The sequence below is a fragment of the Nostoc sp. DSM 114160 genome, assembly GCF_053470305.1.
Genome location: NZ_JBPFGO010000001.1, coordinates 1826534 through 1839984 on the forward strand (window position 1 = coordinate 1826534; position 13451 = coordinate 1839984).

Here is a 13451-nt window from a genome sequence, read left to right on the forward strand (position 1 = left end):
CTTAGCCATGCCCAATGCCCCACTCCTATTGTTTTAATTGAAAAGCAAGGTCAAGATCGTCCAAAGAATTAACATCTAACCAGTTACCGCGAATATAAAGTACCTTGATCGGTTTGCCTTGCTCGATTAAATAATTGCATAATTCTGGCAAACCCAGACTGTTAAATTCCGGTCGCTTTTGCAACTCATTGAGTGCTTCACTAACCCATTGTCTACCTTGACTCCGCAAGCGCAGCATCCCAATCCAGCGTCCGCTAGACTTTCCTAATTGCGTTTGCGTGGTTTTAGAAATGTTCAACAGGTTAACATCCTGTCCAAACAGAGAAAGATCGTCTGGAATTGAGCAATAGGCGTAGTCAGGTGAACCGCTAACAGACTTGTTGTTGGCTACAGAATCAACCACAGCCACAATTTCTCCGGGACATTCTAATAAATCTCGCAGGATGTAGCTTCTAAATAGTAAATCGCCGTAAAGCACTAGCATTTCTTCGCCAAAGCTAGCTTGAGCTACGGCTAAGGATGCTAATTCTCCCGTTGTTTCATAATCTGGGTTGCGGATGACTTTAGTCCCCGGAACATTGATGGTTTCTGCTTTGTAACCGGCGACAACGGTAATATCATTGATAGCAAGTTTCTTGAATTTATCCACCAACAACCTGAGTAGAGGTTTACCTCCAAGGGGTAACATTACTTTTGGTTTATCTTGCGTCAATCCGGCTAATTCTTGGCCTCTGCTAGCAGCCAAAACGATCGCTTGGGTATGTTGTCGTCCGTTGTTAAAGTAGCGTTTTTCAGCTTCTTGGAGTTCATCCGCCCCTTGTAACCGAAAGATTTCTTTGACGGGAGCAATATCATCTTCAATGTTGATTAAAGTTTCGCTGGCTTTCACTTCACGGGCGATCGCTTGCATACTAGCAACAGCAGATCGAATCAGATGATTTGCCCAGATGACCAAATTAACTTCAGCTTTGCGAAAAACATCGGTAGGCGTGCTGTAATATTTAGTCGGTATAATCACTAACGGAGAACGACCCTGCCCATTCTTTAGCAAAGGCTAGCACTTGATCGGGGCGCGATGATTTACTGTGAATTAAGATGGCGTTTGCTCCGGCGGCGTGGTAAGCTTCAGCTCGGCGCAAAGCCTCCGAAAGATCCCAGCCGGCAATCAAAGCTTCGAGTCGGGCGACGATGCAAAAATCTGCATCTGTCTGACTATCCTTACCCGCCTTAATTTTGCCGCAGAATTCATCAATATCAGCTAAAGGTTGGCGATTACCGTTGATGAAGCTATTGGTTTTGGGAAACAGCTTATCTTCAATACAGACTCCAGCAATACCTCGCTGTTCTAACTTCTTAACCAAGCGGCGCATATTATTAAAGTTGCCATAACCTGTATCGCCGTCTAATAAAATCGGGATGCTGGTGACATCAGACATGAACTCTAGCATTTCTACAACTTGAGTCCAACTGGCTTCATTATTATCTCGAACGCCATACTGAGCCGAAAGGGCTAATCCACTCGCCCAAATTCCTTTAAATCCAGCCTCTTCCACAATCCGGGCGCTAATCCCATTATGAGCTTCCATAATGAAGTCGAGTTGAGGCGATTCTAGTAATAACCTTAATTGGGCACATTTATTTAATTTTGCAGAGGTATGATTGGGTGCAAATATTTGATGCATTTATTCTGCTTTTTTCAACCTATAGTAATAATGAAAGGAGAATTCAGAAGCCAGTATTCAGAATTCAGAATTTAGAATCAATTAGTGGGAGATTCAAAACCACCACTATGTTTTTGATCGCTAAATCGGATATTTGATGGGTATTTTCAACCCCTTGATTCACCCGCTAGTAGCAAATAATTCATACTGACTCCTGACTCCTGAATTCTGACTTCTGACTCCTGACTCCTGAATTCTTTCAAAGATATTTTCAGACATGTTCTGCGACTTCTATCTGAGGTAAAATCTCGTTTTGGGCGCGTTGAATATCCTGGGGAAAATCGATTTCGAGCCAAGGTAATCCAGTGATGTCTTCGTAGCCAAATGTTTCTGGAGTTTCTAAGAGCAGATCCCGAATTACTTCTTCATAAGGTTCATTATCCCGTCCATCTGCAACATATTGTTCTGTGCGAATCGCAAGACGGCGAACAACAGCACTTTCAAAACGAAAGAATCCCACTGACTCACCCGCAAAATCATAAGCTAAACCAGGAGTTATTTGTTTACGAAACTCCACTAGATAATTATCTCTGACGCAAAGCTTCACGGGTTCATCTCCCGGTTCAAAATCCCGATCTAGTAAAAAGCTATTGGGAATATTTGTCTTTACCAGTCGTTCAATGATGCGGCGATCGCACAATACATCTGCATCCATTAATAATATGTCATCGCCAGCAACTAAATGCTGACGTACAGTCCAAAGGCTGATTACACTGCCTTTGGTGTAGTCAGGATTATAAATTGTACTGACCCAACTTTCGGCTCCTAATGCTTTGATTTCATCCTGAATTCTTTCTGCTTGATAACCCACAGCAATCACTACTTCATCAATTTGGTAATGACGGAGATAGTTAAAATGGCGCTCTAGTAGAGATTTGCCGTTAAATTTCAGTAAGCATTTGGGTTGGATTTGCCCGTCTTTACCTAAGCGTCGTCCAACGCCAGCAGCTAAGATAATTGCCTTCATCGTCAAATCACCAACAGTAGCTTAGACACCAGTAAATCTGGAAATTTTCCCAGTATTTTATAATGACTGTATTTTGCTCAATTCAACGTATATTAACTAATTCTTAACATGGAAGAAACAGTAATTCTATATCGCCCTACTGGGCCAAAAGAGCTAGAACTAGTTAAACAAAGCGACTACACCAAATGGCCGCCAAGACTACCTGAACAGCCAATTTTTTATCCCGTTACAAACGAGCAGTATGCCCAGGAAATTGCGACCAAATGGAATATTAGGGACAGTGGTGTAGGTTATGTTACACAATTTGAGGTTAAGAAAGTTTTTATGGATAAGTATGAAGTTCATCAAGTTGGGGCTTCATATCATACAGAATGGTGGATTCCAGCCGAAGAACTGGAAGAGTTAAACAGCAACATTGTGGGTAAAATCGAGGTAATTGGAGAATATAGGTAGAGGCCGGGTGCTAGTTATTTTAAGTGCGAAATACTTGACGAAAGCCAAAATAAGCGATCGCATCTTTCATATTGGAGACAAAACGTTTTAGCATACCCATACGGGTGTCGGTGACGTATTCTAAAGTTAAGACAATGCGCCGTTCATTTTCACCCAAAGGAGTAACTCTGTGGTAAAGTTTGTCACCATTGAATAATACTAGAGTACCAGGGGTTATGGAGAGCGATCGCGTTTGAGTTTTCCGTTCTGGAATATCTTTGTAGAGTTGATATTCCAATTTACTAGATGAATTATCAACCAAACCAAGCAACACTGTATAGCGTTTCCCGTGATAGTAAGAAGTATCGTAATGATACTGGATATGGTCTCCAGGCTCAGTATAATAGTACAGCGCGTAAGTATGGGGATCGGAATCAGGACAGGGAAGGAGTTTTTCTGCCGTAATTTTGTTCAGGAACTCGAAAAAGGCATTGAGTTGATAAAATTCTCCAAAAATCGGAGCAAGGCTATCTAAGCTATAGCGGCTGATACTACCCCCCTTTTTATGATTGGGAATATAATTGCGGTTGATAGCAGGTTGCAAAGATGGCAACAGCGCCAAAAACTCCTCGATGATGCAGCTAGGGACAAAGTTTTCAACCACCAAAAATTCATTTTGAGCTTGAAACTCAGCTTGAAGTTTCTGGTAATCAACGGCTGCTATAGCTTTATCAATTTCAGTTTGAAGCTCCATTGATGTCCATTAATAATTATTTATTCTCTCACTGCTTCCTTATCTAGTTTGATTCCGGCTGCGGGAGTGTCCAAAATTGCCAAATTACCCATATAGCAAAGGTTGGCGCGCCAATTGTCGCTGCCATTAATAACGGCTCTAGTCCATTCAGTAAGGGAACTATGGGAAACAAATATAGCACGTCTTCAATGTCAAAGCCGGCGAAATTTGGTTGACGGCTGGCGTCTTTACCTAAACGTTGTTCCATTTGGTTTCGCAAATGAAATATGCAAGCAACAGACACGCCAGATACTATCCCCATCACCAACGCCCACCAACCAAATTTTCCCCCCCTAAGACCATATCCCATACACACAAACAATAGAATATGGATGATAGCGTCACTAGCAAGGTCATATTGATGTCCCCATTTGCTACTTTTCCCACTCAAACGAGCTAATTCACCGTCTGTATGATCGAGAAAGTTAGATAAAGCAAATAGCCATCCCCCAATATTAACCCAAATGGTATCACCAACTGCGAGGGCGACAGCCGCCGCCAACCCTGTCAAAAGTCGCACTGTAGTAAGATGATTGGGATTTACCCAACTGTCTTTTAGAGGTTTAATTAGCCAGTAAGCAAGTTGAGCATCCCAAGGCTTTGCGATCATAGATGAACTTAAATTTGATCTAGTCTTGGAATATATATATAGCGGTTCTCATTTGGATGCAACATCCATTAGGGTAAGTAGGTGGGTGGGAAATAAAGATTTCCAACTTCTAAATACTTAATATCTGGATATCTGGAACATTTGTCATTAAAAACAATCGTATAAAATTCAATTCTGAATTCTGACTCCTAAGTTCTAAATTCTTCTTATTAGGCATTCCCATGCAGAGCATGGGAACGAAAAAAAAGCACATCACACTGATTTAAAATTCACAATCCGAGCGAAACTCTCAGGTTCTAGACTTGCTCCTCCCACGAGGACACCATCAATTTCTGGTTGAGCCATAATCTCATCAATATTATTCGGCTTGACTGAGCCGCCATATTGAATTGATACATTCGGATTAGTCAACTGGCTACGAATTAAGCCAATTATTCGATTAGCTTCCTCTACTTCACAAGTGTCGCCAGTGCCAATCGCCCAAATCGGTTCGTAAGCAATCACCAAATTATCTTGATCGATATCTACCAAGCCTTTGTCGAGTTGGAGAGCAATCAGTGATTCAGTTTCTCCCGCATCTCGTTGTTGTTTACTTTCGCCAACACAAAGAATTGGAGTCAAACCAAACCTTTGAGCAGTTCGGAGGCGCAGATTAACGGTGGCATCCGTTTCTCCAAAGTATTGCCGTCGTTCGCTATGACCGACAATCACAAAGCGCACACCACTTTCTGCCAGCATTGGGCCAGAAATCTCACCCGTATAGGCTCCATATTCTTCCCAATGGATATTTTGTGCCCCCAGTTGGATGAGGCTACCGTGCAAAGTCTTGGACAAAACGTTTAAATCAGTGAAAGGAGGACACAATATCACTTCTCGCCCTTGGGGGGTTTCCTCTAAATGGGGCAGAAATCCTTGTAAAAACTCTTGGGTTTCTGCCTGGGTTTTGAACATTTTCCAGTTGCCGGCAATAACGATTTTCCGCACAGGTAATTTAGTCAAGATCCTAACGCGTTATATTAGATGCATTTTTCAGTTTATGACGTTTTGTTAGTCATTGGTCATTAGTCATTGGTCATTGGGCATTGGGCATTGGGCACTTGTACTGAGCGTAGTCGAAGTATTGGGCATATTTATTCCCCTAGCCCCTTGTCTCCTTTGTCTGCATCGTCTCGCCAAACCCCTCATAAAAATAACTAGGATAGTAAATGAACTGTATCTAAAATTTAAAATTTAAAATCTAAAATCTAAAATCTAAAATCTAAAATCTAAAATCTAAAATCTAAAATTAATATGACTTCGACATTGCCCGTGCCTGAACCTCATCAAAGCGATTCCGCTAACACTGACGCAAATTCTCTCAACTGGGAGGAAGAATTGGATAGTGCTATTTTTAGTTTTGAAGACATTCAGACGGAACTGAACTATAAACAAGCACAAACAGCATTGCGAAACTTGGTAGCCAATCTCGATCTTACTCCCCAGGAAAAAACCGGATTGGAGGCAGAAATTGCTGATTTGGAAATTATGCTAGGGAAGTTAGACCGCATGGTGGTGCAGATTGCGGCTTTTGGCATGGTGGGACGTGGTAAGTCTTCGCTACTAAATGCTTTGGTTGGGCAAACGGTATTTGAAACTGGGCCGCTGCACGGTGTCACCCGTACTGCACAAACAGTTAATTGGAGTATTAGCGAGGAGATGATTGGAGAAACTGAACGTGCTTTGCGTGTGACTCTTCCTGGTGTCGGTCAATCCCAAGTGGAATTAATTGATACTCCTGGGTTAGATGAAGTAGATGGTGCAACCCGCGCCGCCTTAGCTGAACAGATTGCAAAACAAGCAGATTTGATTCTGTTTGCGATCTCTGGCGATATGACAAAACTGGAATACACCGCCCTTTCTCAGTTGCGGGAAGCAGGTAAACCGATTGTTTTGGTGTTTAACAAAGTAGACCAGTATCCAGAAGCAGACCGGATGGCAATTTATCACAAAATCCGGGATGAAAGGGTGCGGGAATTACTCACACCTTTGGAAATAGTTATGGCTGCGGCATCGCCATTGGTGAAAACGGCGATTCGTCGCCCTGATGGTACGAGAAGCATACAGTTGCGTACAGGGAATGCCCAAGTCGAGGAACTGAAGCTGAAAATATTGGAAATTCTGCATCGGGAAGGCAAAGCCTTGGTTGCCCTTAATACCATGCTTTATGCCGACATTGTAAATGAGCAATTGGTTGAGCGAAAACTGATGATTCGGGAACAGAATGCCAATCAGTTGATTTGGAAAGCTGTGATGACTAAGGCATTAGCGATCGCACTCAATCCTGTAACTGTGGTAGATATTCTCAGTAGTGTGGTAATTGATATTGCTCTGATTTTGGGTTTATCTAAACTCTATGGCTTCTCCATGACCGAAGCTGGGGCTGTACAGTTGCTACAAAAAATCGCCCTGAGTATGGGCGGTATCGGTGCTAGTGAATTGTTAGCAAATTTAGGCTTGAGTGGATTAAAAACTTTACTTGGAATTTCTGCAACAGCTACGGGTGGTATTGCGCTAGGTCCTTATGTATCGGTGGCGATTACCCAAGGAGGAGTCGCTGGTGTTTCTTCTTACGGTATTGGACAAGTTACTAAAGTTTATTTAGCCAATGGCGCAACTTGGGGGCCTGATGGCCCGAAAGCAGTGATTAATCGGATTTTGACCAATTTGGATGAGACTTCAATTCTTAACCGGATTAAAGATGAATTACTCCAGAAAGTAAAACTCAAAAAGTGATGTATAAATTAGGTTTGGTCAGCCATATTTATCCTTGCACTTACCTATTTTAGAATGCAAAAATTATACTTTCGGGTACTTTTAAAACATATTCTGAAAATCAGCCTTGTATTATTGCTTAGTTATTATTACTTTGTCAAGCTTTCTGGAAACTAAATTTTAAATATCCCCTCTCGCACTCAGCATTCTCTAGGATACTTGCAACAAATAGGTCATACAATGACCCATCAAAAAGTAAACTACTAACATGGCAGCAGCAGCAAGAGCAACCAAGGTACCAGCTAACATTAGAGAAAATTCTTTACTCTCGTAGGCTTTTTCCATTAAGTGCAGCGACCACGCTACCAGGGCGACATCAAAAAGTAAAATAGGAAGCAACATATTTCTTAATATTTGTTAATACTTGTAAAATAATATTAACACCCTTTTTAGGAAGTGTGTCTAACCTTAGATAGATGTCATTAAATGAATAATGGTGGATCAACAGAATGTTCTGACTGGCACGTTGCGATCGCGCAAGTAACTTTTAATTTCTGCTACGCTTAATTGTCCGTAATGTAACAGTGACGCGAGTAATGCGGCTTCAGCCTTGCCTTGAGTGAGGGCAGTGTAGATATGTTCGCAATTACCTGCACCACCAGAAGCAATAACTGGAATTTCTACAGCATTGGCAATCGCCCGTGTAATCTCAATGTCATACCCGGCTTGCGTTCCATCAGCATCCATACTTGTAACTAGTAGTTCTCCGGCCCCCCGTTTTTCAACTTCCTGTGCCCACAATAGGGCATCTAAGCCTGTATTTTCTCTGCCACCCCGCACATACACATCCCAACCTGGATTCTCCGGGTTATTTCTGCGTCTGGCATCAATAGCAACAACTATGCACTGATTACCAAAGCGATCGCTTGCCCGATTAATCAAGTCTGGTTCCCGCACTGCCGCAGAATTAATACTAACCTTATCTGCGCCCGCCCGTAACAAAGCTTTAACATTTTCTAAGGATTGAATGCCACCACCTACAGTCAATGGAATAAAGACCTGTTCAGCAGTGCGGTAGACCACATCTAAAATTGTAGCTCGGTCTTCATGAGTAGCTGTAATATCCAGAAATACTAATTCATCAGCACCGGCTTCGTTGTAAACCTTGGCCAGCTCTACCGGATCGCCTGCATCTTGGAGATTAACAAAGTTAACTCCTTTTACAACCCGTCCCGCCTTCACATCTAAGCACGGTAAGATTCTTTTAGATAACATAATAACTTTTGTACTTCTGGGTAATTGGCCGGAATTTAAATTTTAAATTGGCGCGGGTATTCTCAAACGAAAATTTTCATGGGAACTGGGATTAGGGGAGAGGTAACAGGTGACAGGTTATAGGAAATAATCTGTTCCCTGTAACCTGTACCCTGTACCCCATTCCCTGTAACCTGTACCCTGTACCCCATTCCCTGTAACCTGTACCCTGTACCCCATTCCCTGTAAGAATTATGGCGATAATCTCCTCGAAAAAACAGCCTCCAGAACCCAACGGCGAACCAAAGCAGCGTCGAGAGTCGGCGAAAGCACCATCCACAGAAAATATTTTGCAGCCTGAAGCTGCTTTTGATGAGCAAGAACAGCAAGAAGAAGGTATTCGGCCACACCGCTTTGCTGATTACATTGGGCAAAAAGATTTAAAGGATGTGCTAGATATTGCCATTAAAGCAGCTAAGTCTCGTAGTGAGGTACTGGATCACTTGCTTCTGTATGGGCCGCCGGGATTGGGCAAAACCACAATGGCAATGATTTTAGCATCGGAAATGGGGGTAAATTACAAAATTACCAGTGCGCCAGCTTTAGAACGTCCACGAGATATTGTTGGGCTACTAGTGAACCTCAAGCCAGGGGATATCTTATTTGTGGATGAAATTCATCGCCTCTCGCGGATGACGGAGGAAATTCTCTACCCAGCAATGGAAGATTATCGCTTAGATATTACCATTGGTAAGGGTTCTAGCGCTCGGATCAGAAGCTTGCCGCTGTCAAAATTTACCTTAGTAGGGGCTACAACCCGTGTGGGTGCTTTAACTTCACCACTACGCGATCGCTTTGGTTTAATTCAAAAACTGCGATTTTACGAAGTTGACGAACTGACTCAAATTGTACTGCGAACCGCTCAATTACTCAAAACCCCTATTACAGAAGATGGTGCTACAGAAATTGCCCGTCGTTCACGCGGAACACCACGGATTGCTAATAGGTTACTGAAGCGGGTACGTGATTATGCGGAAGTAAAAGAATCTGGTGAGATTAATGAAAACATTGCATCTGAGGCATTACAACTATTCCAAGTAGATCCTTGCGGTTTAGATTGGACAGACCGCCAAATGCTGAGTGTAATAATTGAACAATTTAATGGCGGGCCAGTGGGGTTAGAAACAATGGCAGCAGCCACGGGTGAAGATACTCAAACAATTGAAGAGGTATACGAACCTTACCTGATGCAAATTGGGTATTTAACTCGGACTCATCGCGGCAGAATGGCGACAAAGGCAGCATATAAGCATTTAGGATTCACACCGCCTAATGAACAGTTGTCATTATTGTAATTATGGGAAATTGGGCAAAACAGTGCTGAGTTAGGAGTTAGGAGTTAGGAGTTAAGAGTTATTCTCCCCTCTGCCCCACTCAGCACTCTTGAGGGGCATTGGGCATTGGGCATTGATCTCGTAAATGAGTGTTTGAACTCCATTCCTATGCTCCATACTCAATGACAAATGACAAATGACAAATGACAAATTCGGTAAACCTAGATGATTAAGTTGATTAGTATTTTTCTCAGTTTGTTACTTGTATTTGGCTGGGCTACTCCAGTCATGGCACAATCTCAACCGCCCATTACTCAAGAACAGTTAAAACAAGGTGATGAGTGGGCAAATCAAGCGTTTATAGCGACGAATCAAGGTGACTTTGCGACGGCTGAAACTTACTGGACAAAGATTATTGAGCAATTTCCGACAAATGCGGGGGCGTGGAGTAATCGGGGAAATTCGCGGGTGAGTCAGAATAAGTTACAAGAGGCGCTGGCAGATTATAACAAAGCAATAGAATTAGCACCAAATGTCACCGATCCTTACTTGAATCGGGGCGCGGCGTTGGAAGGGATGGGAAAATGGGATTTGGCGATCGCAGATTACAATCGCGTTCTAGAACTCGATCCTAACGATGCGATGGCGTATAACAATCGCGGTAATGCCACAGCAGGTTTGGGAAAATGGGATTTGGCGATCGCAGATTACAAAAAATCTAATGAGATAGCCCCAAATTTTGCCTTCGCCCGTGCTAACTACGCTCTGGCTCTGTATGAAATCGGTCAAAAAGAGCAAGCAATCCGTGAAATGCGAAATATCGCCCGGAAATACTCCAAATTTGCTGATGTGCGTGCCGCCCTCACAGCTGCATATTGGGTAAATGGAGAACAAGGTGAAGCCGAAAGCAACTGGGTAGCAGCTTATGGACTTGATAGCCGCTATAAAGATATCGACTGGGTAAAAAATATCCGCCGTTGGCCCCCTAGCCTAGTTACAGCTTTGGATAAGTTCTTGAAAATCAAGTAGAGGCATTAATCGTGACTCATTTTGGTATCATCTGTCCTGGTGCAGCAACTGGTCCCCTCAATACAATGCTTCCCTTGGGGCAGGAACTTCAACGGCGTGGGCATCGCGTCACCTTCTTTGGCTCACTCGATACTCAATCTAAGGTACTGGCAGCAGGAATAGAATTCCAAGCAATTGGTGAAAAAGATTTTATTCCTGGCTCAACAGCAGAAAACTTTGCCAAATTAGGTCAACTGCGTGGATTGGCTGCATTTCGATACACTATCGATCTGCTGAAGCGGGTTTCATCTGTGACACTCCAAGAGGCTCCAGCAGCAATTAAAGCAGCAGGCGTAGAAGCTTTGCTAGTAAACCAAAGTTCAGTAGAGGGAGGGACAATTGCCGAGTTTCTCAAAATTCCTTTCATTACTGTGTGCAGTGCTGTGGTGCTGAATCGAGAACCTAGCGTTCCTCCTTTTTTCACAACTTGGAAGTATAGCCCAGCTCTGTGGGCACGCTTACGCAACGAAATAGGTTACACGTTACTTAATATAGGAATCATATTTGATTTCTGAAAAAACTAAGAGATAATACTGAGGTGTGTATCTGTCTAAGAACGAACAATGATAAACCAGGATCTACAAGCCGCGATCGCAGAACTACAAGAATTTATAGATGATCGCCCAGATGCGCGTGAGGTAAGGAAAGCTTTGGCAGTTAAACTGGTTTATCAAGGTTACAAGTATGAAGAAATTCAAATAATTTTAGATGTGTCACTTGGTTCGATAACAAGCTGGAAACAAGCCTACGAGGAATATGGAATTTCGGGGCTGCACTTGAACCACAAGGGAAGAAAAGGCTACTTAACTGCTCAACAACGAGAAGAAATCTTAAGTTGGTTGCAAACAAAGGAGTGTTGGGAACTTGGCGAACTCGAATATAAATTGGCTTTTGAATACGATCTAACTTATGAATCAAAACGGAGCTATTACGATTTATTTGATGCGGCAGGAATTAGTTGGAAGAAAACTACTTCTTTGAATCCAAAAGCTGACGAGGATGCTGTTGCTGCAAAAAAAAAAGAGATTGAAACACTGTTGGCAAGGCATCGGGAGGAAATCGAGACAGGAAAGTTAAAAGTATTACTGCTTGATGAATGTCATTTAATGTGGGGAGATTTAAGCGGATATGTTTGGGGAAGAACTGACCAAGAGATAACAGTGAGAGTTGTTAATGTACGAGATAAACAGACATACTACGGGGCAGTTGACTATTTGAAGGGAGGCTTACTGCTCAAAGCATATAACGCAGGTAACTCAGAAAATACGATTGATTATCTACGTTATTTATTAGATCAGTCGCCCAACCAAAGATTACTTCTTTTTTGGGATGGTGCTTCTTACCATCGTTCACATCTGGTTCAAAACTTTTTAGGCGAGATAAACCTTGGTTTGTCTCAAGAACACTGGAAAATTCATTGTGAACGCTAAAGCCCCTAATTGCCCATCACAAAATCCAATTGAGGATATTTGGTTACAAGCTAAAACTTGGGTACGGCGTTTCTGTGCTTTGATTCCTTCGTTCTCTCATCTCAAATGGATGTTTGAGTGGTTTCTCCGAGACACTACCTTTGATTTTGCCACTCTTCAAATGTACGGAGCTTTTTCAGAAATCAAATACTAGTCCTATAGCGTTGTCAAACCACTTGAAGATTTGATTAATGAATATCGTCGAGAGTGGAAATTACCCCTGTACTCTAGTCTTAAAGATAGTTACTCTCCACTGGCTCAAATAAGTAATGCACCTGCTGAGTTTGAATTTCCCAGAGAAGAATTAGCTCCTTGGTTCCATTTCACGGGAAGCTATCATACTTCAGCCAGTCGAGCACCTGTTTCTTTCCCCTACGAAAAATTGACGGGGAAACCGTTAATTTACGCTTCGATGGGAACATTGCAAAATCGTCTGATTTGGGTTTTTCAGACTATTGCTTCAGCTTGTGAAGATTTGGATGCTCAGTTAGTGATTTCTCTGGGAGGTTCTGCTAAACCAGAATCATTACCAAACTTGGCAGGAAATCCTTTAGTAGTTGAGTATGCACCTCAATTAGAAGTGCTGGAAAAAGCCACCCTCATGATTACTCATGCGGGAATGAATACAACAATGGAATGTCTCAAAAAGGGAGTGCCAATGGTGGCGATTCCAGTTGCCAATGACCAGCCAGGAGTAGCAGCACGTATCGCTTGGACAGGGGCAGGTGAGCTTGTTACCCTCAAAAAATTGAATGTTCCCAGATTGAAAAATGCGATCGGGCGGGTGTTGACAGAAGAATCTTATAAACAGAACGCCCTCAGATTACAAGCAGCTACTCTCCGTGCTGGGGGGGTAAGTCGAGCGGCTGAGATTATTGAGCAGGCTGTTTCTACAGGTAAGCCTGTTTTGGCTTAAACAAATTAATTGTGAACAAATGAAATAATATGAACTGGGACAATAACTCAATCGTAAGCTAAACAGTGGCACGAGGAATTTTTCTCAATTTAAATAAAATCCAGGATTGTTGGTGGGTGTAGCCCGTTGTAGACAT

At 42.5% G+C, this 13451-nt stretch carries 13 protein-coding genes and 2 pseudogenes; 7 read left to right on the forward strand and 8 right to left on the reverse strand.

Annotated elements, in window-relative coordinates:
• Window positions 1–25 precede the first annotated feature (25 nt).
• The 3 genes from NSTCB13_RS08375 to NSTCB13_RS08385 all read right to left on the reverse strand — a co-directional run bounded on the left by NSTCB13_RS08375 (window position 26) and on the right by NSTCB13_RS08385 (window position 2688).
• Complete coding sequence (locus tag NSTCB13_RS08375) at window positions 26–1018, reverse strand: NTP transferase domain-containing protein (protein WP_448271955.1); 993 nt, start codon at window positions 1016–1018, stop codon at window positions 26–28.
• Window positions 1002–1682, reverse strand: a complete 681-nt coding sequence (locus NSTCB13_RS08380) for an isocitrate lyase/phosphoenolpyruvate mutase family protein (RefSeq protein WP_448271957.1) — start codon at window positions 1680–1682, stop codon at window positions 1002–1004. The genes NSTCB13_RS08375 and NSTCB13_RS08380 overlap by 17 nt, the downstream gene beginning before the upstream one ends.
• Window positions 1683–1932: 250 nt before the next feature.
• Complete coding sequence (locus tag NSTCB13_RS08385; protein ID WP_448271959.1) at window positions 1933–2688, reverse strand: phosphocholine cytidylyltransferase family protein; 756 nt, start codon at window positions 2686–2688, stop codon at window positions 1933–1935.
• A gap of 108 nt (window positions 2689–2796) precedes the next feature.
• Here NSTCB13_RS08385 and NSTCB13_RS08390 point away from each other — a divergent pair, with 108 nt between their 5' ends.
• On the forward strand, window positions 2797–3141 hold the full coding sequence (locus NSTCB13_RS08390) for a hypothetical protein (protein ID WP_448271961.1): 345 nt from the start codon (window positions 2797–2799) through the stop codon (window positions 3139–3141).
• Between the two features lie 19 nt (window positions 3142–3160).
• Here NSTCB13_RS08390 and NSTCB13_RS08395 read toward each other — a convergent pair whose 3' ends face one another.
• From NSTCB13_RS08395 to tpiA, 3 genes are all read right to left on the reverse strand, one after another.
• Complete coding sequence (locus NSTCB13_RS08395; RefSeq protein ID WP_448271963.1) at window positions 3161–3874, reverse strand: 2OG-Fe(II) oxygenase; 714 nt, start codon at window positions 3872–3874, stop codon at window positions 3161–3163.
• A 43-nt stretch (window positions 3875–3917) separates the two neighbouring features.
• Complete coding sequence (locus NSTCB13_RS08400) at window positions 3918–4523, reverse strand: CDP-alcohol phosphatidyltransferase family protein (RefSeq protein ID WP_448271965.1); 606 nt, start codon at window positions 4521–4523, stop codon at window positions 3918–3920.
• A gap of 252 nt (window positions 4524–4775) precedes the next feature.
• The gene (tpiA, locus tag NSTCB13_RS08405) at window positions 4776–5507 is read right to left on the reverse strand and encodes a triose-phosphate isomerase (protein WP_445632248.1); all 732 of its coding nucleotides are present in this window, start codon (window positions 5505–5507) and stop codon (window positions 4776–4778) included.
• Between the two features lie 306 nt (window positions 5508–5813).
• Between tpiA and NSTCB13_RS08410 the strand changes: the two genes are divergently transcribed.
• A complete protein-coding gene (locus NSTCB13_RS08410) occupies window positions 5814–7295 on the forward strand; it encodes a GTP-binding protein (RefSeq protein ID WP_448271967.1) in 1482 nt (493 codons plus the stop codon).
• A 189-nt stretch (window positions 7296–7484) separates the two neighbouring features.
• Here the strand turns inward: NSTCB13_RS08410 and NSTCB13_RS08415 are convergent, their stop codons facing one another.
• Both NSTCB13_RS08415 and hisF read right to left on the reverse strand, forming a co-directional pair.
• A complete protein-coding gene (locus tag NSTCB13_RS08415; protein ID WP_094348875.1) occupies window positions 7485–7676 on the reverse strand; it encodes a hypothetical protein in 192 nt (63 codons plus the stop codon).
• Between the two features lie 99 nt (window positions 7677–7775).
• Complete coding sequence (gene hisF, locus NSTCB13_RS08420; RefSeq protein WP_445629144.1) at window positions 7776–8549, reverse strand: imidazole glycerol phosphate synthase subunit HisF; 774 nt, start codon at window positions 8547–8549, stop codon at window positions 7776–7778.
• 233 nt (window positions 8550–8782) lie between these two features.
• Here hisF and ruvB point away from each other — a divergent pair, with 233 nt between their 5' ends.
• The 5 genes and pseudogenes from ruvB to NSTCB13_RS08445 form a co-directional block, all read left to right on the forward strand.
• Window positions 8783–9883 carry a Holliday junction branch migration DNA helicase RuvB gene (gene ruvB / locus NSTCB13_RS08425; protein ID WP_445629145.1) on the forward strand — a complete coding sequence of 367 codons (1101 nt, stop codon included), beginning with the start codon at window positions 8783–8785 and terminating at the stop codon, window positions 9881–9883.
• A gap of 204 nt (window positions 9884–10087) precedes the next feature.
• A complete protein-coding gene (locus tag NSTCB13_RS08430) occupies window positions 10088–10891 on the forward strand; it encodes a tetratricopeptide repeat protein (protein WP_448269270.1) in 804 nt (267 codons plus the stop codon).
• 11 nt (window positions 10892–10902) lie between these two features.
• Complete coding sequence (locus NSTCB13_RS08435) at window positions 10903–11445, forward strand: hypothetical protein (protein ID WP_448271969.1); 543 nt, start codon at window positions 10903–10905, stop codon at window positions 11443–11445.
• A gap of 72 nt (window positions 11446–11517) precedes the next feature.
• A pseudogene (locus NSTCB13_RS08440) lies at window positions 11518–12553 on the forward strand (IS630 family transposase); the annotation flags it as partial.
• A 9-nt stretch (window positions 12554–12562) separates the two neighbouring features.
• Window positions 12563–13315 (forward strand): annotated as a pseudogene (locus NSTCB13_RS08445) (glycosyltransferase); the annotation flags it as partial.
• Between the last annotated feature and the right edge of the window lie 136 nt (window positions 13316–13451).